At 67.7% G+C, this 19579-nt stretch carries 19 protein-coding genes and 2 tRNA genes; 3 read left to right on the top strand and 18 right to left on the bottom strand.

Translation table 11 applies throughout. From position 1 onward, the window contains the following. Positions 1-45: 45 nt before the first annotated feature. Positions 46-1551, bottom strand: coding sequence for a trigger factor (gene tig / locus ABRP18_RS07175; RefSeq protein WP_349884410.1), 1506 nt, complete (start codon positions 1549-1551; stop codon positions 46-48). Between the two features lie 63 nt (positions 1552-1614). Continuing rightward, positions 1615-1688 (bottom strand) — tRNA-Pro (locus ABRP18_RS07170). 109 nt (positions 1689-1797) lie between these two features. Between ABRP18_RS07170 and ABRP18_RS07165 the strand changes: the two genes are divergently transcribed. Then, positions 1798-1871 (top strand) — tRNA-Gly (locus ABRP18_RS07165). Positions 1872-1980: 109 nt separating this feature from the next. Further along, the gene (locus tag ABRP18_RS07160; RefSeq protein WP_113680970.1) at positions 1981-3183 is read left to right on the top strand and encodes a hypothetical protein; all 1203 of its coding nucleotides are present in this window, start codon (positions 1981-1983) and stop codon (positions 3181-3183) included. Positions 3184-3250: 67 nt separating this feature from the next. Here the strand turns inward: ABRP18_RS07160 and ABRP18_RS07155 are convergent, their stop codons facing one another. The 16 genes from ABRP18_RS07155 to ABRP18_RS07080 form a co-directional block, all read right to left on the bottom strand. After that, entirely contained in the window at positions 3251-3604 is a 354-nt protein-coding gene (locus ABRP18_RS07155) for an RNA polymerase-binding protein RbpA (RefSeq protein ID WP_017830291.1), read from the bottom strand. Continuing rightward, positions 3604-3852 carry a preprotein translocase subunit SecG gene (secG, locus tag ABRP18_RS07150; RefSeq protein WP_017202783.1) on the bottom strand — a complete coding sequence of 83 codons (249 nt, stop codon included), beginning with the start codon at positions 3850-3852 and terminating at the stop codon, positions 3604-3606. The genes ABRP18_RS07155 and secG overlap by 1 nt, the downstream gene beginning before the upstream one ends. Before the next feature lie 81 nt (positions 3853-3933). Further along, positions 3934-4725: a triose-phosphate isomerase gene (tpiA, locus tag ABRP18_RS07145; RefSeq protein WP_046749268.1), complete on the bottom strand. Its 792-nt coding sequence runs from the start codon at positions 4723-4725 to the stop codon at positions 3934-3936. Continuing rightward, positions 4716-5930: a phosphoglycerate kinase gene (pgk, locus tag ABRP18_RS07140; protein ID WP_113680972.1), complete on the bottom strand. Its 1215-nt coding sequence runs from the start codon at positions 5928-5930 to the stop codon at positions 4716-4718. The genes tpiA and pgk overlap by 10 nt, the downstream gene beginning before the upstream one ends. Positions 5931-5940: 10 nt before the next feature. Continuing rightward, positions 5941-6951 carry a type I glyceraldehyde-3-phosphate dehydrogenase gene (gene gap / locus ABRP18_RS07135; RefSeq protein WP_113680973.1) on the bottom strand — a complete coding sequence of 337 codons (1011 nt, stop codon included), beginning with the start codon at positions 6949-6951 and terminating at the stop codon, positions 5941-5943. Positions 6952-7066: 115 nt separating this feature from the next. Continuing rightward, positions 7067-7693 carry a superoxide dismutase gene (locus ABRP18_RS07130; RefSeq protein ID WP_025105027.1) on the bottom strand — a complete coding sequence of 209 codons (627 nt, stop codon included), beginning with the start codon at positions 7691-7693 and terminating at the stop codon, positions 7067-7069. Between the two features lie 185 nt (positions 7694-7878). After that, complete coding sequence (gene whiA / locus ABRP18_RS07125; RefSeq protein WP_017830285.1) at positions 7879-8856, bottom strand: DNA-binding protein WhiA; 978 nt, start codon at positions 8854-8856, stop codon at positions 7879-7881. Positions 8857-8923: 67 nt separating this feature from the next. Continuing rightward, positions 8924-9796 carry an RNase adapter RapZ gene (gene rapZ / locus ABRP18_RS07120; protein WP_046749271.1) on the bottom strand — a complete coding sequence of 291 codons (873 nt, stop codon included), beginning with the start codon at positions 9794-9796 and terminating at the stop codon, positions 8924-8926. 34 nt (positions 9797-9830) lie between these two features. After that, positions 9831-11735, bottom strand: coding sequence for an excinuclease ABC subunit UvrC (uvrC, locus tag ABRP18_RS07115; protein WP_113680974.1), 1905 nt, complete (start codon positions 11733-11735; stop codon positions 9831-9833). Then, positions 11735-14623 (bottom strand): excinuclease ABC subunit UvrA, encoded by a 2889-nt coding sequence (gene uvrA, locus ABRP18_RS07110; protein WP_349884409.1) that lies wholly within the window; start codon positions 14621-14623, stop codon positions 11735-11737. Before uvrA ends, uvrC begins: the two co-directional genes overlap by 1 nt. Before the next feature lie 9 nt (positions 14624-14632). Then, positions 14633-15229, bottom strand: a complete 597-nt coding sequence (locus ABRP18_RS07105; protein WP_141369316.1) for a hypothetical protein — start codon at positions 15227-15229, stop codon at positions 14633-14635. Further along, entirely contained in the window at positions 15226-16539 is a 1314-nt protein-coding gene (locus tag ABRP18_RS07100; protein ID WP_349884408.1) for a DUF58 domain-containing protein, read from the bottom strand. Before ABRP18_RS07100 ends, ABRP18_RS07105 begins: the two co-directional genes overlap by 4 nt. After that, positions 16536-17507, bottom strand: coding sequence for a MoxR family ATPase (locus tag ABRP18_RS07095; protein WP_193761924.1), 972 nt, complete (start codon positions 17505-17507; stop codon positions 16536-16538). Before ABRP18_RS07095 ends, ABRP18_RS07100 begins: the two co-directional genes overlap by 4 nt. Continuing rightward, the gene (locus ABRP18_RS07090) at positions 17504-17977 is read right to left on the bottom strand and encodes a hypothetical protein (protein WP_349884407.1); all 474 of its coding nucleotides are present in this window, start codon (positions 17975-17977) and stop codon (positions 17504-17506) included. The genes ABRP18_RS07095 and ABRP18_RS07090 overlap by 4 nt, the downstream gene beginning before the upstream one ends. Beyond that, the gene (locus tag ABRP18_RS07085) at positions 17974-18729 is read right to left on the bottom strand and encodes a DUF4129 domain-containing protein (RefSeq protein ID WP_349884406.1); all 756 of its coding nucleotides are present in this window, start codon (positions 18727-18729) and stop codon (positions 17974-17976) included. Before ABRP18_RS07085 ends, ABRP18_RS07090 begins: the two co-directional genes overlap by 4 nt. Before the next feature lie 71 nt (positions 18730-18800). After that, the gene (locus ABRP18_RS07080) at positions 18801-19244 is read right to left on the bottom strand and encodes a MarR family winged helix-turn-helix transcriptional regulator (protein ID WP_058632243.1); all 444 of its coding nucleotides are present in this window, start codon (positions 19242-19244) and stop codon (positions 18801-18803) included. A gap of 45 nt (positions 19245-19289) precedes the next feature. Between ABRP18_RS07080 and ABRP18_RS07075 the strand changes: the two genes are divergently transcribed. Next, a complete protein-coding gene (locus ABRP18_RS07075) occupies positions 19290-19532 on the top strand; it encodes a hypothetical protein (RefSeq protein ID WP_105724504.1) in 243 nt (80 codons plus the stop codon). The last annotated feature ends 47 nt before the right edge of the window (positions 19533-19579 follow it).

Genomic DNA, 19579 nt, shown 5'->3' with positions numbered 1-19579 from the left:
GGGCGGATGCCGCAGCACCCGCCCTCTTCACTGGATCGTTTTCGATCACTCAGCCTTGTTGGCCGCCTTCTTGGCCGGAGCCTTCTTGGCAGCAGGCTTCTTGGCCGGAGTCTTCTCGGCCGGAGCCTTCTCAGCGGCGGGCTTCTCGGCGTCGTCGGCCTCGGCGGCCTTCTTGGCCGGAGCCTTCTTGGCGGCGGGCTTCTTGGCAGGAGCCTTCTTCGCCGGCTTCTCCTCGGCTTCCGCGGAGTCCGCGTCCGCAGACTCGGCCTCGTCGTCGGTGACGATGAAGTCGGACAGATCGACGGGCTTGCCGTTGCTGTCGACGACCTTCACCTTGCCGAGCGCGATCGCGAGCGCCTTGTTCCGGGCAACCTCGCCGACGAGCGCCGGGAGCTGGTTCGAGGACTGCAGCGCCTCGACGAACTCCTGCGGGGCCATGCCGTACTGGGCAGCCGACTGGATGAGGTACTGCGAGAGCTCCTCCTGCGAGACCTGCACGTCGGCCTGCTCGGCGATCGTGTCGAGAAGAACCTGCGTGCGGAACTGCTTCTCGCTGGCCTCGGTGACCTCGGCGCGGTGCACGTCGTCCTCGAGACGGCCTTCGCCCTCGAGGTGGTTGTGCACCTCGTCCTCGATGAGCTGCGGCGGAACCGGGATCTCGATCTGCTCGAGCAGCACCTCGACGAGCTTGTCGCGTGCGGCGGAGCCCTGCGTGAACACGCCCTGCTGAGCGACGCGCTCCGCGAGGCTCTCACGGAGCTCGGCGATCGTGTCGAACTCGCTCGCGATCTGCGCGAAGTCGTCGTCGGCCTCGGGAAGCTCGCGCTCCTTGACCGCCTTGACCGTCACGGAGACCTCGGCCTCGGACCCGGCGTGGTCGCCACCGACGAGAGCGGAGCGGAACGTGGTGTCCTCACCCGCGGTGAGCGACTCGATCGCGTCGTCGATGCCCTCGAGCAGCTCGCCCGAGCCGATCTCGTAGGAGACGCCCTCGGCGCGGTCGATCTCGGCGCCGTCGATCGTGGCGACGAGGTCGAGCTCGACGAAGTCACCCTTCGCGGCAGGCCGGTCGACCGGCACGAGCGTGCCGAAGCGGGCGCGCATGTTGTCGAGCTCGGCGTCGAGCGCAGCGTCATCGGCCTCGACAGCGTCGACGGTCACGGTGATGCCGTCGTAAGAGGGCAGCTCGATGTCGGGACGGACGTCGACCTCGATGTCCACGAGCAGGTCACCCGAGAAGTCCTTCTCGTTCGGCCACTGCGTGATGTCGGCCGCCGGGCGCCCCACGACGCGCAGCTTGTGCTCGTTGGTCGCCTCGCGGAAGAACTTGTCCAGGCCTTCGTTCACGGCGTGCTCGATGACCGCGCCGCGACCGATGCGCTGGTCGATGATCGGTGCCGGGACCTTGCCCTTGCGGAAGCCGGGGATCTGGACGTCCTGAGCGATGTGCTCGTACGCGTGAGCGATGCTGGGCTTGAGGTCGTCCGGGGTGACCGTGATGGTGAGCTTGACCCGGGTCGGGGTCAGCTTCTCGACGGTGCTGTTCGCCATGCTGGTGTGTTCTCCTTGTGATTTCCGCTTCGAATCGCGGCTGTAAGGTCCGTGGGGGCCGTGTCGGGGCGACAGGAGTTGAACCTGCGACCTCCCGCTCCCAAAGCGGGCGCTCTACCAAACTGAGCTACGCCCCGGGGAATCCGCATGCGGATTCAGCCCCACCGAGTCTAACGGACAGGAGCATGCGTCAGAGTCCGGTATAGTCGATGAGTCGGTAACCGAACCTTTCGAGGCTCGGATTCCGGGGCTGTAGCTTAGTGGTAAAGCCTTAGTCTTCCAAACTAATGATGCGGGTTCGATTCCCGTCAGCCCCTCCACTCGAGAGGGCCCCCGCCATACGGCGGGGGCCTTCCGCATTTCCGGTCGCCTCGTCGAATACGCTGACAGCATCGCTGCACGCAGGCTCCGACCGGAAGGCATCATCGAATGGGTCAGTCGCCCCGCGACGGCGGGCATCAGCTTCCCGTCGTCTTCTCTTCCGGGGCCTCGTCCTCCACGCCGACACGGTCGCGTCGGAGGAGACGGCCGGGGCTCGTCATCGGCCTGCTCGGCGGCGCCGCGCTGATCGCGGCCTTGGCCATCGTCCAGGTGAGCGCGAACCTCGGTTACGACGATGCGGCGTCCCGTTACGAGAGCGCAGCTCAGACGACATCGACCGCGAAGACGCAGCTCCGCGCCGACATCGCTGAACTGCGAACCGTCACCGACGCAGCGGGCCAGGTGGTTGCAGGGGGCGATCAGCCGATCTCCGTGCCCGACGAACTGCACGCGAGCTTGGCCTCTGCCGTCGAGGAGGGCACCGCTACCGCGTCAGACGCGGACGGCGTGGTCTCCGTGGCGATCGCTCCGCTGAGCGAGAAGCCCGACTGGTTCTGGGAACTGTTCGGTGCCACCTCGGAGCTCGAACAGCGACGTGACGAAGTGGAGGACCTGTCCGTCGACGTCGCCGGCGCGGCCGGCGACGTCTCGTCGGCGCACACGGCGATGACGGAGAGCGGCCTCGCGGTGATCACGACGGCCGGAGCGGCTGCGCCTGGATTCGAAGCGGCACATCTGTCGGCCCGCAACGACGCGGTGATCGCGCTACGCGACGCCGCCGCCGATGCCACTGCCGCGACGACGCTCGACGAAGGCACCGCAGCCGCCTACCTCGCCCTGCAGACCGCGGCGGCGCAGGTCGTCGCCACCGAGAGCGAAGAACTGGCGGAGAAGGCAGGCCCGCTCCTGAACTCCCGGCTCGAGATCGAAGCGTTCGCCCGCTCCCTCGCGCCCGGCGTGCTCCTGGACTTCGACTGGGCGCCGGTCGTCAGCGGCGCCGGTTACAACGGCAGCATGGGCGGCTACACGACCTGGTGGTGGGGCGAGTCGGGGCGGGCGACCATCGCGTTCTCGAACTCGGTCGCCGAGCAGTGGCCGGCCGTTCGCAGCAAGGCACTGATCGCGCACGAGGTGGGGCACGCGATCAGCGTGAGGTGCCAGAGCATGTACGACTCCTCCACGCAGGACAGCATCGAGAAGTGGGCGACGGCGTGGGCCATCAGCATGGGCTACACCGATGATGCGAACGGCGTCTGGGCGTATGGGTACCCGCCGCAGAGCTACATCGATGCGGCGGCGGGCTGCCGCTGACCGCCGCCTGATACGGAAGAAGCCGCCGCGATCGCTCGCGACGGCTTCTTCGATGTCAGCCTCGAGGTCACTGCCCCCGACGCTCGCGCAGCTGCGTGAGCGCGTCGTCGAGCAGCTGGACGGCTTCCTCGTCCGTACGGCGTTCCTTCACGTAAGCGAGGTGCGTCTTGTACGGCTCCGCCTTCGCGAGCGCAGGAGGATTCTCCTTGTCGCGACCGGCGGGGAGCCCGGACTGCGGGTGGTCGATCGTCTCCGGGATCTCCTCTTCGGGGAGACCAGCGGCGAAGTAGCGGACGGTCTCGTTGCCGAGACCATCCCAGTAGGAGACCGCGATGCGGTCGGCGTGATAGCCGTGGTCCTGCTCCCCCATGGGGCCGGAGCCCACGCGGGTGCCACGGATCGCGTTTCCACCGGTAGCCATCAGATGACCTCGAATTTCGTGATGAGGCCCAGCGCGACGATGGAGACGAACCATGTCAGAGCCAGGACGACGGTGAAGCGGTTGAGGTTCCGCTCCGCAAGCCCGGACGAGCCGACCGCAGAGGTCATGCCCCCGCCGAACATGTCGGAGAGGCCGCCACCGCGGCCCTTGTGCAGGAGGATGAGGAGGGTCAGCAGAACGCTGGTGATGCCCAGCACGACCTGCAGGACGAACTCGAGAATTGCCACGAGAAAGAGCCTTTCGCTGGGGCCGGAGCGCCCCCGTAACGGTCAAGTATACGGTGCGGCGGGGCCGAAGCCCCGCCGCACTCACACGCCGACGTGCTTCTCGAAGCGGATGATCGCGGCGAACTCGTCCACGACGAGGCTCGCCCCGCCGACGAGTGCGCCGTCGACATCGGGCTCGCGCATGAAGCTGGCGATGTTTCCCGACTTCACGGAACCTCCATAGAGGATCCGCGTGCGCGCTGCCGCCTCGTCGCCGAGCACCTTCGCGATGACGGCGCGCAGAGCGGCGCAGACGTCTTGCGCCTGCTGAGGCGTCGCCGCCTGACCGGAGCCGATCGCCCACACGGGCTCGTACGCCACGACGATGTCCGCCTTCGGCGAGACCCCCTCGAGCGCTGCCTCGAGCTGCGACACCGGAACCGCGCTGGCACCGAACTTCTCGAGGTCGCCGGCCGTCTCGCCCACGCAGATGACCGGTACCAGGCCGTGCTTGAGCGCTGCCTTGACCTTGGCGGCCACGACATCGTCACCTTCGGAGTGGTACTCACGACGCTCGGAGTGGCCGATGATCACGTACTTCGCATCGAGCTTCGCCAGGAACGCTCCCGACACCTCGCCGGTGTACGCGCCCGAGTCATGTGCCGACACATCCTGCGCTCCGAGCGCGAACGGGATCTTGTCCGCGTCGATGAGGGTCTGCACGCTGCGGATGTCGGTGAACGGCGGGAACACCGCGACCTCGACGGATCCGTCCTCGTGCTTCGCATCCTTCAACGTCCAGTGCAGCTTCTGCACGAACGCGACCGCCTGCAGGTGGTCCAGGTTCATCTTCCAGTTTCCCGCGATCAGCGGGGTACGAGAGTTCACACCCATCCGAGGACCTCCAGCCCAGGTAGTTTCTTGCCCTCGAGGAACTCGAGGCTCGCGCCGCCACCGGTCGAGATGTGACCGAACTGGTCGTCGCTGAAGCCGAGCTGGCGCACGGCTGCAGCGGAGTCTCCCCCGCCGACGACGCTGAGGCCGTCGACCTCGGTGAGCGCTTGCGCGACGGTCTTGGTGCCCGCTGCGAAGGCAGGGAACTCGAACACGCCCATGGGGCCGTTCCAGAACACGGTCTTCGACCCGCGGATGACCTCGGCGAAGCGTGCCGCCGTCTCCGGACCGATGTCGAGCCCGATGCCGGAGGCACCGAACGGCGTCGACTCGATCGCGTCGGCTGCGGCGACCTCGTGCGCGGCGTCGGCGCCGAAGGACGCGGCCACCACGACGTCGGTGGGGAGCACGAGCTCCACGCCGCGCTCAGCCGCTTCCGCGATGTACCCGCGCACCGTGTCGAGCTGATCCTCTTCCAGAAGGCTCGAGGCGACGGCGTGCCCCTGGGCCTTGAGGAAGGTGAAGAGCATTCCGCCACCCACCAGGATCTTGTCCACGCGCGGGAGCAGGTGCGAGATGACGCCGAGCTTGTCGCTGACCTTCGAGCCGCCGAGCACGACCGCATAGGGGCGCTCGGGGTTCTCGGTCAGGCGGTCCAGCACGTCGAGTTCCGCGGCGATCAGCAGACCGGCCGCCGACGGGAGCAGCTCGGCGAGCTCGTAGACGCTGGCCTGCTTGCGGTGCACGACGCCGAACCCGTCGGAGACGAACACGTCCCCGAGTTCTGCGAGCTCGGCCGCGAAGGCAGCACGCTCGGCGGCGTCCTTCGAGGTCTCCCCCGGGTTGAACCGCAGGTTCTCGATCACGACGACCCCGCCGTCCTCGAGCGATGCCACGGCCTCCTTGGCGGATTCGCCGACCGTGTCGCGCGCGAACGCGACCGGGGCGCCGAGCAGCTCGGAGAGCCGCTGAGCCACCGGCCCGAGGCTGTACTGCGGGTCGGGCGCACCGTCGGGTCGGCCGAGGTGCGAGCACACCACAACACGGGCGCCCGCGTTGATGAGTGCATTGAGGGTCGGCAACGAGGCGCGGACACGGCCATCGTCCGTGATGATCCCATCCCGCAGGGGGACGTTGAGATCACAACGGACGATGACGCGCTTGCCCTCGAGCGACCCCAGGGTGTCCAGGGTGCGCAGAGTCATGTGTCTGAGCTTAGAGGCGCTCGGCCACGTACTCGGTCAGGTCGACGAGACGGTTGGAGTAGCCCCACTCGTTGTCGTACCAGCTGGACACCTTGATCAGGTTGCCGCTCACGTTGGTGAGCGTCGAGTCGAAGATCGACGAGTGCGGGTTGTGCACGATGTCGCTCGAGACGATCGGGTCCTCGTTGTACTGGAGGTAGCCCGCGAGACGGCCCTCGGCAGCAGCCTTCTTGTAGGCCTCGTTGACCTCGTCGACCGTCAGGTTCTCACGGTCGGTGATGAGGGTGAGGTCGACGATCGAGCCGGTGGGAACCGGAACACGGTACGACGAACCGCTCAGCTTGCCCTGGAGCTCAGGGAGCACCTCGCCGATGGCCTTGGCCGCACCGGTCGAGGCCGGGGTGATGTTGATCGCAGCGGCACGGGCACGACGGAGGTCGCTGTGCGGGCCGTCCTGCAGGTTCTGGTCTGCGGTGTACGCGTGCGCGGTCATCATGAAACCGCGGTCGATGCCGAACGCGTCGTTGAAGACCTGAGCCAGCGGCGCGAGGCAGTTCGTGGTGCAGGACGCGTTGGAGATGATGTGGTCGGTCTCCGGGTTGTACGTGTCCTCGTTCACGCCCATGACGAACGTGCCGTCGACGCCCGTACCGGGAGCCGAGATGAGGACCTTGTTCGCGCCGGCCTCGATGTGCTTCTTGGCGAGCTCGGCCTTGGTGAAGAAGCCGGTCGACTCGATCACGATGTCGACGCCCAGCTCGCCCCACGGGAGGCCTGCGGGGTCGCGCTCGGCGAACGCCTTGATGGTCTTGCCGTTGACGGTGATGCTCTCGTCGTCGTAGCTGATCTCGGCGTCGAGGACGCCGCCCACCGAGTCGTACTTCAGCAGGTGCGCCAGGGTCTTGTTGTCGGTGAGGTCGTTGACGGCGACGATCTCAAGGTCTGCTCCCTGCGCGAGAGCCGCGCGGAAGTAGTTGCGTCCGATGCGGCCGAAGCCGTTGATACCGATCTTGACAGACACTCAGGTCTCCCTGTTTCTCGTGCATCGCACGCGGCTTTCCAGCGAGCGTGAGGTGCGGGGTTTTTTGGCTGAGAGGGCGTCCCGACGAGCCGTGGCCCGTCGGGACGCGACCCGATTACGACAGTACCAGCAGGCCGTTCGTCTGCTGACGGGCGACCTCGAGGCGCTGGGCGACGTTCTCCCAGTTGGCGATGTTCCACGCGGCCTTGACGTAGTCGGCCTTCACGTTGAGGTAGTCGAGGTAGAAGGCGTGCTCCCACATGTCGAGCTGGAACAGCGGGATGGTGCCCTGCGCCGTGTTCGACTGCTGGTCGAAGAGCTGCTGGATGATGAGGCGCGAGCCGATCGAGTCCCAGCTGAGCACCGCCCAGCCGGAGCCCTGGATTCCGGTGGCCGCGGCGGTGAAGTGCGCCTGGAACTTCTCGAACGAGCCGAAGTACTCATCGATCGCGGCCTTCAGCTCGCCCTCGGGCTGACCTCCGCCATTCGGCGACAGGTTGGTCCAGAAGATCGAGTGGTTGACGTGACCGCCGAGGTTGAAGGCGAGGTCCTTCTCGAGCTTGTTCACGTTCGCGAGGTTGCCGCTCTCGCGAGCCTCGGCGAGCTGCTCGAGAGCGGTGTTCGCGCCGGCGACGTAGGTCGCGTGGTGCTTGTCATGGTGCAGCTCCATGATCTTGCCGCTGATGTGCGGCTCGAGGGCTGCGAAGTCGTAGGGAAGGTCGGGGAGCGTGTAGGTCGCCATATCGCTTTCATCCAATCCGCGCCGCGCCGCGGCGCTTGCCGATCCTCCGCGCCGCCGATGTGCGGCGTAGAGCGGACGTGATTCATCCTACTGACGACAACGCGGCCACGGCCCCGATCCTTCCGCCGTATGACGAAGACCCGCCGTCCGGATGCCGGACGACGGGCCTTGGTCGAGGATGCGGATCAGACGTCGAGTCCGACGGGGACGGCGGCTTCCGTTCCGGGAATGCCCTCCTGCTGCGCGCGCTTGTCCGCCATCGCCAGCAGGCGACGGATGCGACCGGCGACGGCGTCCTTCGTCAGTGGCGGGTCGGCATGGTGTCCCAGCTCGTCGAGGCTGGCATCACGGTGCGCGAGACGAAGCTCGCCCGCCACCTTCAGATGATCGGGGACCTCGTCGGCCAGGATCTCGAGGGCACGCTCGACACGCGCGCACGCGGCAACGGCGGCCTGTGCGGAACGGCGCAGGTTCGCGTCGTCGAAGTTCACCAGACGGTTGACGCCGGCCCTGACCTCGCGGCGCTGGCGGAGCTCCTCCCAGGCGATCGCGGTCTTCTGCGCTCCCATCTCGTTCAGGATGGTGCGGATGGCCTCGCCTTCGCGCACGACCACGCGCGGCATACCGCGCACCTCACGGGCCTTCGCGGCCACCCCGAGTCGATGCGCGGCGCCGACGAGAGCCATGGCCGCCTCCGAGGACGGGCAGACGACCTCGAGCATGGCGGAGCGTCCTGGCTCGCTCAGGCTGCCGGCCGCGAGGAACGCGCCGCGCCACAAGCCGGCGACCTCGGCCCGGGAACCGGTGGTGAGCCGGTTGGGAAGCCCACGGACGGGCCGTCGACGCTGATCGAGCAGACCCGTCTGACGGGCCAGGGTCTCCCCCTGCGCGATCACCCGCACAGCCCAGCGTGCACCGTCGTTCGCGGTGCTCGACTGCACCTGGGCGATCTCCGGGCGCACGCCGTAGATCTCAGCGAGGTCGCGGGCGACGCGTCGTGCGAGAGTCTCGGCATCCACCTCGGCCTCCACGGCCACACGGCCGGCGATCGAATGCAGACCACCGGCGAACCGGAGTATGGCGGTCACTTCCGCGACTCGCACCGTCGGGGGTGCGTTGCGGATGCTGACCAGCTCGGCCTTGACGTCGGTGGTTAGTGCCACGACACTCCTTCACGTTCACGCGCCGGATCGCGACGCAAACGTCCAGCTTACTCGGCCGGACGGCCCGCTACTCTCGGCCCAGGTCCCGGTGACGGACGTTCACGGCCACTCCGGGGATCGCAGCGAGGCGGCGCGCCAGCTCTTCCGACATCGCCACGGAACGGTGCTTCCCGCCGGTGCAGCCGATAGCGATCGTCGAGTGGCTCTTGTTCTCGCGCTGGTATCCCTCGAGCACGGGCACCAGCGCCTTCGAATAGGAGTCCAGGAACTCCATCGCGCCTTCGCGGGAGAGGACGTACTCGCGCACGGGCTCGTCCTGTCCCGTCTGACCGCGCAGCTCCTCGTTCCAGAACGGGTTCGGCAGGAATCGCATGTCTGCCACGATGTCGACGTCGGTCGGAAGCCCGTACTTGAATCCGAAGCTCAGCAACGTGACCCGATGCCGCGCCTCGCCCTCTGCCGAGAAGATGTCGGAGACGTGCGTGGCGAGCTGGTGGATGTTGAGCATCGAGGTGTCGATCACCAGGTCCGCGCCTTCGCGGATCGGGGCGAGGCGCTCACGCTCGGTACGGATGCCGTCGAGCAGAGTCCCCTCCCCCTGCAACGGATGCGGTCTGCGCACGGACTCGAATCGACGCACCAGCACGTCGTCCGACGCGTCGAGGAACAGCACGCGGACGGAGCCACGGGAACGCAGCGCACGCGCCACACCGGGGAAGTCGTCGAAGAGGTTGCGTCCACGGACGTCCACGACGGCGGCGACCTTGGGCAGCGCCGTGCCACCCATGTCGGTCAGATCGAGCAGAGGACGCAGGATCTGCGGGGGCAGATTGTCGACCACGTACCAGCCGAGGTCCTCGAGTGCGTTCGCCACCGTCGTCCGACCCGCGCCGGACATTCCCGTGACGATGAGGAACTCGCCCTTTTCCCCGTCAGACATCGCTCAGTGCTCCCTCTCCCCCTCGACCTCCAGCCTAGCGAGTGGAGAGGTGCGTGTGGATGTTCTGGGCGAGCACGGGACCGATCCCCTGGACCTCTTCGATCTGCCCCGGTTCTGCCGCGCGAAGAGCGGTGACCGAGCCGAAGTGCTTGAGCAGCACCTTGATGCGCGCGGCACCCAGCCCGGGAACCTCGGCGAGGACGGAGCCGATGTCGTTCCGCCGTTTCTTGCGCTGATGCGTGATCGCGAACCGGTGTGCCTCGTCGCGAAGCCGCTGCAACAGGTAGAGGGCTTCGCTCGTGCGCGGCAGGATCACCGGGAAGTCCTCGCCGGGAAGCCAGACTTCTTCGAGTCGCTTCGCTATGCCGCACACCGCGATCTCGGTGTGTCCCGCATCACGGAGCGCCCTGGCCGCCGCTTCGACCTGAGGCTGTCCGCCGTCGACGAGAAGCAGCTGCGGTGGATACGCGAAGCGGGGCTTCCGACGTGCTGTCGCCTCGCCGACGTCTTCCCCGACGACCTCGTCTGTCGTCGGGTCGATGGCCTCCGGCTCTTCGGGTCGGTCGAGGTAGGCCAAGCGACGACGGAGCACCTGATACATCGAGTCGGTGTCATCCGTGGTCTCGGCGATGTTGAACGAGCGGTACTGGTCCTTGCGGGGAAGGCCGTCCTCGAACACCACCATCGAGGCGACGACATTCGTGCCGCCGAGGTGCGAGATGTCGAAGCACTCGATCCGCAGCGGCGCTTCGTCCATCCCGAGCGCCTCCTGCAGGTCAGTGAGAGCCTGCGTGCGGGCGACGTAGTCGGTCGTGCGCCGTGTCTTGTGACGGATCAACGCCTGCTGTGCGTTCAAGGTCGCCGTGCGCATGAGATCTGCGCGTTGGCCGCGTTGCGCCACCGCGATCTCGACCTTCTTACCGCGGCGTTCACGCAGCCACAGCTCGAGCTCCGCGGCGTCGTCGGGCAGCGTGGGCACCAGGATACGCCGCGGCACGTCCTGCGCTTCGCCGTAGGCCTGCTGGAGAACCTGCTCGACGAGTTCGCCGCTGGAGATGTCGATCTCCTTCTCGATCGTCAGAGCACGCACACCACGGACCCTGCCGCCGCGGATGACGAAGTGCTGCACCGCCGCCGCCAACTCGTCCTCGGCGATGCCGAACAGGTCGGCGTCCTCATCACTGGGGAGCACGAGTGCACTCTTGCCCAGCACAGCTTCGATGGCCGAGAGCTTGTCCCGATACTTGGCTGCGGCCTCGTAGTCCATCGCCGCCGACGCGGCCAGCATCCGCTTCGTGAGCTCGCGCGTGAAGCGCTCATCACCACCGGCCATGAAGGCGACGAAGTCGTCGACCATGGCACGGTGCTCCTCGATGCTCACCGTCATCGAGCACGGACCACCGCACTTGCCGATCTGGCCGGGGAAGCACGGCCTGCCCGTCTGCATGGCGCGACGGTAGCTGGAGTCACTGCAGGTGCGGATCGGGAACGCCTTGATCATCAGGTCGATCGTCTCGTGCACGGCCCACACCTTCGGGAAAGGGCCGAAGTAGCGAGCGCCGGGGATCTTCCGGTTGCGCGTAACGATCACACGCGGTGCTTCGTCTGCGAGCGTGACAGCCATGAAGGGATAGGACTTGTCGTCCTTGTACCGCACGTTGAAGGGCGGATCGAACTCCTTGATCCACATGTACTCGAGCTGGAGCGAGTCGACATCGGTCGGGACCACCGTCCACTCGACGGACGACGCCGTCGTGACCATGCGTCGGGTCCGCTCGTGCAGGGTCCGCAGCGGCGCGAAGTAGTTCGACAGCCGCTGCCGGAGGTTCTTCGCCTTCCCCACGTAGAGCACGCGACCGGCCGAGTCGCGGAACCGGTACACGCCGGGGTCGGTGGGTATCTCTCCGGCCCGCGGCTTGTACGGCAACACGTCGGCCATCAGCTGGCCTTCCGCGCGGAGCGCCCCTCACCCAGGATCTCGGCGAGGAAGAGACCGGTGTGGCTCTCCTCGACGCGCGCGATCTGCTCCGGGGTACCCGTGGCGACGATCTGTCCGCCGCCCGAACCGCCCTCAGGGCCGAGATCGATCACCCAGTCCGCGGACTTGATCACGTCGAGGTTGTGCTCGATCACGATGACCGTGTTGCCCTTGTCGACCAGTCCGTTGAGCACTTCGAGGAGCTTGCGGACGTCTTCGAAGTGCAGACCCGTCGTCGGCTCGTCGAGCACGTAGATGCTGCGTCCATTGCTGCGTCGCTGGAGCTCGGTCGCGAGCTTGACGCGCTGCGCCTCACCACCGGACAGGGTCGTCGCCGACTGGCCGAGTCGCACGTACCCGAGCCCGACGTCGACGAGCGTCTTCATGTAGCGGTGGATCGCCTGGATCGGCTCGAAGAACTCGGCTGCCTCCTCGATCGGCATCTCGAGCACCTCGGCGATGTTCTTGCCCTTGTAGTGCACGGCGAGCGTGTCGCGGTTGTAGCGCTTGCCGTGGCAGACCTCGCAGTCGACGTACACGTCGGGCAGGAAGTTCATCTCGATCTTGATCGTGCCGTCGCCTGAGCAGGCCTCGCACCGGCCGCCCTTGACGTTGAAGCTGAAGCGTCCGGGCTGGTAACCGCGGACCTTCGCTTCGGGCGTCTCGCTGAACAGGGTGCGGATGCGGTCGAACACTCCCGTGTACGTGGCCGGGTTCGACCTCGGGGTGCGACCGATCGGGGCCTGATCGACGTGCACGACCTTGTCGAGGTTGTCGAGTCCGGTGACCCGCGTGTGCTTGCCGGGGACGGTTCTCGCACCGTTCAGCCGCGACGCCAGCACCTGGTACAGGATGTCGTTGACGAGAGACGACTTCCCGGAGCCGCTGACCCCGGTGACTGCGGTGAGGACGCCGAGCGGGAAGTCTGCGGTGACATTGCGGAGGTTGTTCGCCCGAGCGCCCACGACGCTCAGCATCCGCTTCTTGTCGATCTTCCTGCGCTTCTTCGGCATGGGGATCTCACGACGGCCGGACAGGTACTCCCCGGTCATGGATTCCGTGTCGGCGAGCAGGGCGGAGTACGGTCCGGAGTGGACCACCGCACCGCCGTTGACGCCCGCGCCGGGGCCGATGTCGACGACCCAGTCCGCTGCTTCGATCGTCTCTTCGTCGTGCTCCACCACGATCAGCGTGTTGCCGAGGTCGCGCAGCGTGAGCAGCGTCTCGATCAGACGGCGGTTGTCGCGCTGATGCAGACCGATCGACGGCTCGTCCAGGACATAGAGGACTCCGGTCAGTCCGGAGCCGATCTGCGTCGCGAGACGGATGCGCTGCGCCTCACCACCGGACAGCGACCCCGCCGAGCGGCTGAGGTTGAGGTAGGACAGACCCACCTGCAGCAGGAAATCGAGACGAAGGCGGATCTCACGCAGCACCTGAGCCGCGATCTTGGCTTCACGCTCGGTGAGTGTGAGCGTCTCCATGAAGGCACGCGCGTCGGCCAGGCTCAGGTGCGAGACCTCGGCGATCGAGTGCCCGTGCACCTGCACCGCGAGGACCTCGGGCTTGAGCCTGTCGCCGTCGCACACGGGGCACGGCACCTCGCGGAGGTACTCGCCCCAGCGGTTGCGCTGGTTGTCCGATTCGGCCTGCAGGTACTGGCGCTCGATGTAGGGCACCACACCCTCGAAGCCCGAGGTGTAGCGCATCTCGCGACCGTAGCGGTTCTTCCACTTCACGGAGACCTTGTAGTTCTCGCCACGCAGCACAGCGTTCTGCACATCGGAATGCAGTTCACGCCACGGAGTGTCCAACGAGAAGTCGAGGTCGTTCGACAGTCCCTCGAGCAGCCGCTCGTAGTACTGGAACAGCCCCTTGCCCTGCGTGGTCCACGGGATGATGACGCCCTCGCGGATCGACAGGTCTTCGTCACCGAGCATCAGGTCGACGTCGACGGACATGCGCGTGCCGAGGCCGGAGCATGCGGGGCAGGCTCCGAACGGCGCGTTGAACGAGAACGTGCGCGGTTCGATCTCGGTGAGCGTGAGAGCGTGGCCGTTCGGACAGGCGAGCTTCTCGGAGAAGGTCTGCCAGGCGTCGTCGCCCTCGCCGTCGACGTAGTTGATCCGCACCACACCGCCGGCGAGTCCCAGCGCAGTCTCGACCGAGTCGGTCACGCGTCCGAGGATGTCGTCGGATGCGACCAGGCGGTCGACCACCACGGCGATGTCGTGCTTGTAGCTCTTCTTGAGCGTGGGAGGCTCGGCCAGCTGGATGAGGTCGCCGTCGACGATCGCGCGTGAGTACCCCTTCGCGCCCAGTTCCCGGAAAAGGTCGACGAACTCGCCCTTCTTCTGCGAGACGATCGGCGCGACCACCTGATACCGCGTGCGCTCGGGGAGCTCCATGAGCTGATCCGCGATCTGCTGCACCGTCTGACGCTGGATCCGCTCGCCGCACTCAGGGCAGTGCGGGATGCCGATGCGCGCCCAGAGCAGTCGCATGTAGTCGTAGATCTCGGTGATCGTGCCGACCGTGGACCGCGGGTTGCGGTTGGTCGACTTCTGGTCGATCGAGACGGCGGGGCTCAGCCCTTCGATGAAATCGACGTCGGGCCGATCGACCTGACCGAGGAACTGGCGCGCGTACGCGCTCAGCGATTCGACATAGCGGCGCTGCCCCTCGGCGAAGATCGTGTCGAACGCGAGGCTGGACTTTCCCGATCCGGACAGACCGGTGAACACGACGAGCGAGTCGCGGGGAATGTCGATGTCGACGTTCTTGAGATTGTGGACGCGGGCACCGCGGACACTGAGTTTTCCGGGGGAGGCAACGGGGACGATGGGCACCGGACAAGTCTACGAGGGGCCACGGACATTGGCTCCGTCGTGCCGCACCGCGATGCTCTCCCCCTCCACCCGTTCGGACTCTCGGGGGTGAGCGTCCGCTCTCCGGGCGGCGTGCAGGGCCAGCAGAACTCCGACGGCGAGCGCCGCGGCGGCGAGCGGTGCGAGCGGGGTGAGGCCGTGCACGACATCCGAAGGCGCGAGCAGCCACACGCCGAACACGACGGGCTGCGCCAGCAGCTGGATGACGAGGAGACGCGCGAGACTCGACCCCAGAACGGGAAGCGCGACACGCGAGGAGATCGGGATCACCAGGCTCAACGATCCGAGCACGTGGATCGCATGCACGAGCAGCACTGCCAGAGCGGTGCGCCCCGGATCCGGGTCCGTCAGGAGAATGCCGAACACGAGGCATGCGGCTGCCAGCCAGGCGGCCAGGGAACGTGGGAGCACGACGGCGAGCGCTGCGGCGATCACGGCGACGCCCTGCCACAACGGGAAGGGGACGAGCACGAGCGCCCCTCCCCACGCGATACCCACCACCAGCAGTCGGACGACGACCCCCGGAACGGCCGCCCGCACCCGGAACGATCGGAGTCGGCGCTTCACCTCCGTACCATCCGCATCCGTTGCTGGCGAAGAGCCGCGAGCCTCATCGCGACGTCGGCATCGGAATCCGTCCAACTGACGACCTCGACGCCGGCGTGCTCGAGCTCGACGAGGATGTCGGAGCGCTCCGCCAGCAGGGTGCGCAACGCGATGCGCTGTTCACGCGTGAGTCGGCTCTCCTCCGGTGCAGGGAGGACGTCGACGGCCACCACGGCGTGGCCTGACGCCCGCCAGCGAGTGACCAGCTGAGCGGCGGCGCCGTCGAAGAACGTCGAGAGCACGAAGATGATGGAACCCGGCGGCACGACCGGCGACCGGCGATACCGGGGGTCGCCCTCACTCTGACCCGTCGCCGCGATCACGTCGCGAAGGCGGGCGAGGTGACGCGGGCCGCCGCCGGCGGGAAGGCTCCGGCCGCCGGGCGACAGTGCGTGGTACGACACGCGATCGCCGACGCCGATCGCAGCGGTCGCGATCGACAGCGCGGCTTCGCGGGCGTGGTCCAGGGAGGTGACACCCGATCGGTCGGCGTCGTCCGTTCCCCAGGATGCGACGACCGTTCCCAGGTCCTCTGCGGTGTCGATCGCGATCACCACCGATGAGTCGCTGAGGGCGGCGGTGCGTCGCACGAGCAGGTCGCCGGGTCGACTGGCGGCGCGCGCGGTCGCCCGCCAGTCGACACGACGCAGCTCGTCACCGGGGGCGAACGGATGGATGTCTCGGAAATCGCCGCCCTGTCCGGGCCGAGACCCCTCGTGGGCGCCGTGCAGGCCCGTGAGCCGTGGCGCGACCGGCAGCTGCCCGATGCGCTCCTGCCTCGGTGGCGTGTGCCACTCCAGCGCGACGCGGGGTGCCGGCTCCGACACCCAGGCGCCGTCGAGAGCCACTCCTCGGGCCGTCACGCCGAGGAGCTCGACAGGACCAGAGTGCTGCAGCCGGTTGCGCGATGTCAGGATGGAGCGCCCCGGCAACACGTCGGCGACCCCGGACCGCCGTTCCTCCTGGTCGACCGCGACCTGGAGCCAGCCGGTGTCGAGGTCGGCGCCCACCGCCCCCACCACATCCGACGAAGGGGCGGAACCCTCCGGCCGTGCCCGCAGCTCGATCGACAGCACGCCGTCGCGGGGACGGCGCAGCAGTACCCACACCGTCGCCAGTGCGAGAGGGAGACCGATACCGACCACATCGGGCCGAGAGAACACGAGGCCGGCGGCTGCGACGATCGCGGAACCCGCGAGTCCTATCGCGATCACAGGCGTCCGACTCCAGCGCACATGCGAGCGCGCCGTGACGCGGACCGACTCTGTCACCGTACCGCAGCCACTGTCGGAGGAACCGGAGTCACCTCGACCACCGTCGCGACGACCGAACGAGGATCCACTCCCTGTGCCCAGGCCTGCGGCGTCAGCGTGAGTCGGTGAGCGAGGACGGACCCCGCGATGCGCTTGATGTCGTCCGGTCGGACGTAGTCGCGATCATCCAGGGCGGCGAGTGCTCGGCCGAGCAGGACGAGAGCCTGTGATCCCCGAGGAGAGGCGCCGACGGCGACGTGCGCCGCGTCCCGGGTGGCCCTCGTCAGCTCGACGCAGTATCTCGCGACATCGGCATCGACGTGGATCCGTTCGACCGCCGCCTGGATCGCGAGGAGCCCTGCTCCGTCGACGACGGGCTCGACGGAGGCATCCGGGCTCTGCCGTCTCACGCGGTCGAGGATGATGCGGGTCTCGTCCTCCGGCACGGGGTAGCCGACCGCGAGCCGCACCATGAAGCGGTCGAGCTGCGCCTCGGGAAGCGCGTACGTTCCCTCGTACTCGATGGGATTCGACGTGGCGATCACATGGAAGGGACGCGGCAGGGCGAAGCTGTTGCCCTCGACCGTCACCTGACGCTCCGCCATCGCCTCCAGCATCGCCGACTGCGTCTTCGGCGTGGTGCGGTTCACCTCGTCGGCAAGGAGCAATCCGGTGAAGATCGGCCCCGGCCGGAACACGAACTCGCCGGTGGCCGGTGCGTAGACGTAGGAGCCCGTGACATCCCCGGGAAGCATGTCAGGGGTGCACTGCAGACGTCGGAAGTCGAGGCCGAGCGCCGAAGCCAGGCTCCGCGCGGCGAGTGTCTTGCCGAGGCCGGGGACGTCTTCGAACAGCACATGGCCGCCAGCGAGGATCGCGGCGAGGGCGATCGTGAGAGGCTCGTCCATCCCGACCACGGCTCCACGGACGCTGTCGAGCACCCTACGCCCGGTCTCGGCGATCTGCGTGGTCTCCTGGCTGGTCATCCGGGCTCCTCCGTGTCGTTGGGGATTCTGTCGATCGCATCGAGCACCATCTCGATGTCGGTGCGCTGCACTTCGCGACGGTGCAGGACGTCCCGCACCCCCTCGCCGAGGAGTGCGTCGATGCGTGCGTGCTGTGCGGGGTCGTCGAGGTCGAGACCGTGCAGGGCGAGGCGTCTTCGCAGCACCGCCTGCACGCGACGCACGACGACGTGTCCGGCGACTCCCGTGCGGGTGTTGATCGCCCATGCCATGCGGGAGACCTCAGAGCCGTGCGAACTGCGGCTCGGCGCTTCCGGAGGCCACTCGGGTCCGACCTCGATGAACTCCTGACGACAGGCGAAGACCACCGCGAGGGCGAGGATCATCCAGGCGAGCACGAACGGCTCGGGGAACCCCAGCTGTCCGAGCAGGAGGAGGACGCCCGCGGCGCCGATGACACCGACGCTCACGACGAGGACCCGTCTCTTCATCGCCACCCCTCCTGGATGCCGCGAAGACACTCGGCAGCTCGGGCACGATCGTCTTCGTCGGCATCGTGACCGCCGAAGCGGACGCGTTCGTAGAGGCCCAGCAGGGTGACGACGTCGTCGGTGATCCCGGCGCGTCTGCCGATGATGCGCACGGTGAACTCTGAGGGCGTCTCGTTGACACCGCGCCCCGCACCGGCATCCGCCGCGGATTCCTCCAGCCCCACCCACGCCGCGATGATGCTGTCGCCGGGTCGGGACCGGTCATCGACCGTCCGCAGCGCCTCCGCGATGCCGCGCCGGATCGTCGCCTCGTCCGGGTCGCCCCCGGCTGCAGGCACTGCGACGACGTGTGCATCCAAGGCCGACGCCGTTCGGCGCGCGAGAGGACGGTCGCGCCAGAGGCCGACGAGGTAGCGGATCAGGAGGCGGGCGCCGAAGAACACCATCGCGAGCACGGCGGCGAGGACGAGCGCGGCGAGGACGTATCCGATGATCGCGAGCAGCGGAGAGTCCTCCGGTGGATCCATCGGAGGGGGTGCGGTCTCCGCCGGCGCCGTCGGCCCCGTACCCTCCCCGGCCCGTGGCTCGGCATCGGCGAGCCATCCCCCGAACTGCGGAAGCCCCTGCGCCGCTGCAGCGAACATGATCGTCGCGAAGAAGCCGGCGATCGCGACGAGCGGAAGCAGCAGCATCCGTGGGCGATTCGACCTGGCAGTCTCATGCACCGGGACCGAGGGCTCGGAGCGGGACATGCCCCCACCCTAGGGGCTGCGTCTCCCCCGGACCGCCATCACCTCTGGCAGAGCCGGACGCCGACGACAGGTCAGCCGAGGTCGGGACGGCGCCCGGCGAACGGGCCCAGACCGTCGCGGAGCGCCGCGATCTCGTCGATTCCCATACCGACCGCGGCCATCACCTGGTGCGGAACCTCCACCGCGCGCTCGCGCAGCGCAGCGCCCGCCGACGTCAGAGTGATCTCGAGTCGCCGCTCGTCCTCGGTGCTTCGCTGACGCGCGACCAGCCCGTCCGCCTCGAGCCTCTTCACCAGCGGGGATGCGGTCGCGGGCTCCATGGCCAGGTCGACGGCCAGGTCATTCAGCGTGCGAGGAGCTCGTTCCCAGAGCGCCAGCATGACGAGGTACTGCGGGTGCGTCAGGCCGAGTGGCTCGAGGATCGGTCGATACAGGGCGACGACGTTGCGCGCCGCTGTCACCAGGGCGAAGCAGAGCTGGTTCTCGAGCCGGAGCAGGTCGTCGGTGGGGGTCACAAGGGAGACTATACATCTGCACTAATAGTTAGTACACTAATCAACATGGCACAGGACTCCGACCGCCCGCCCCTCCGCACTCGCATCCGCGAAGCAGGAGGACTTTACTCCTGGGTGAACACGAACCTCATCCGGTTCGCAGGACCCGCCTCCGTCGGCCCGTACGAGAAGACGCCCCCACCCAGCGCGGCCGAGCGTGCCGAACGCGCCTGCCCTCTCTGCGGGGCTCCGATGACGCAGCACGAGATCGACCGCTCCGGACCCAAAACGCTGGTGCACTGCCCCTAGGGCGAGCGGCCGTCCGCGCCCTGGCACGCGATCGTTGAGAGCGCGGG

This window comes from Microbacterium sp. WHRI 7836, assembly GCF_040223885.2.
In the GTDB taxonomy this organism is placed as follows: domain Bacteria; phylum Actinomycetota; class Actinomycetes; order Actinomycetales; family Microbacteriaceae; genus Microbacterium; species Microbacterium oxydans.
The sequence above is the reverse complement of the archived record's forward strand: the minus strand, read 5'-3'. Positions and strand labels throughout refer to the sequence as shown.

What these genes read in the sequence shown, in the direction of transcription:
- tig (WP_349884410.1), bottom strand. Translation starts at nt 1,551, where the DNA reads ATGGCGAACAGCACCGTCGAGAAGCTGACCCCGACCCGGGTCAAGCTC.
- ABRP18_RS07090 (WP_349884407.1), bottom strand. Translation starts at nt 17,977, where the DNA reads ATGAAGAGACGGGTCCTCGTCGTGAGCGTCGGTGTCATCGGCGCCGCG.
- tpiA (WP_046749268.1), bottom strand. Translation starts at nt 4,725, where the DNA reads ATGGGTGTGAACTCTCGTACCCCGCTGATCGCGGGAAACTGGAAGATG.
- ABRP18_RS07160 (WP_113680970.1), top strand. Translation starts at nt 1,981, where the DNA reads ATGGGTCAGTCGCCCCGCGACGGCGGGCATCAGCTTCCCGTCGTCTTC.
- rapZ (WP_046749271.1), bottom strand. Translation starts at nt 9,796, where the DNA reads ATGTCTGACGGGGAAAAGGGCGAGTTCCTCATCGTCACGGGAATGTCC.
- ABRP18_RS07085 (WP_349884406.1), bottom strand. Translation starts at nt 18,729, where the DNA reads ATGTCCCGCTCCGAGCCCTCGGTCCCGGTGCATGAGACTGCCAGGTCG.
- pgk (WP_113680972.1), bottom strand. Translation starts at nt 5,930, where the DNA reads ATGACTCTGCGCACCCTGGACACCCTGGGGTCGCTCGAGGGCAAGCGC.
- ABRP18_RS07095 (WP_193761924.1), bottom strand. Translation starts at nt 17,507, where the DNA reads ATGACCAGCCAGGAGACCACGCAGATCGCCGAGACCGGGCGTAGGGTG.
- ABRP18_RS07130 (WP_025105027.1), bottom strand. Translation starts at nt 7,693, where the DNA reads ATGGCGACCTACACGCTCCCCGACCTTCCCTACGACTTCGCAGCCCTC.
- uvrC (WP_113680974.1), bottom strand. Translation starts at nt 11,735, where the DNA reads ATGGCCGACGTGTTGCCGTACAAGCCGCGGGCCGGAGAGATACCCACC.
- ABRP18_RS07075 (WP_105724504.1), top strand. Translation starts at nt 19,290, where the DNA reads ATGGCACAGGACTCCGACCGCCCGCCCCTCCGCACTCGCATCCGCGAA.
- ABRP18_RS07155 (WP_017830291.1), bottom strand. Translation starts at nt 3,604, where the DNA reads ATGGCTACCGGTGGAAACGCGATCCGTGGCACCCGCGTGGGCTCCGGC.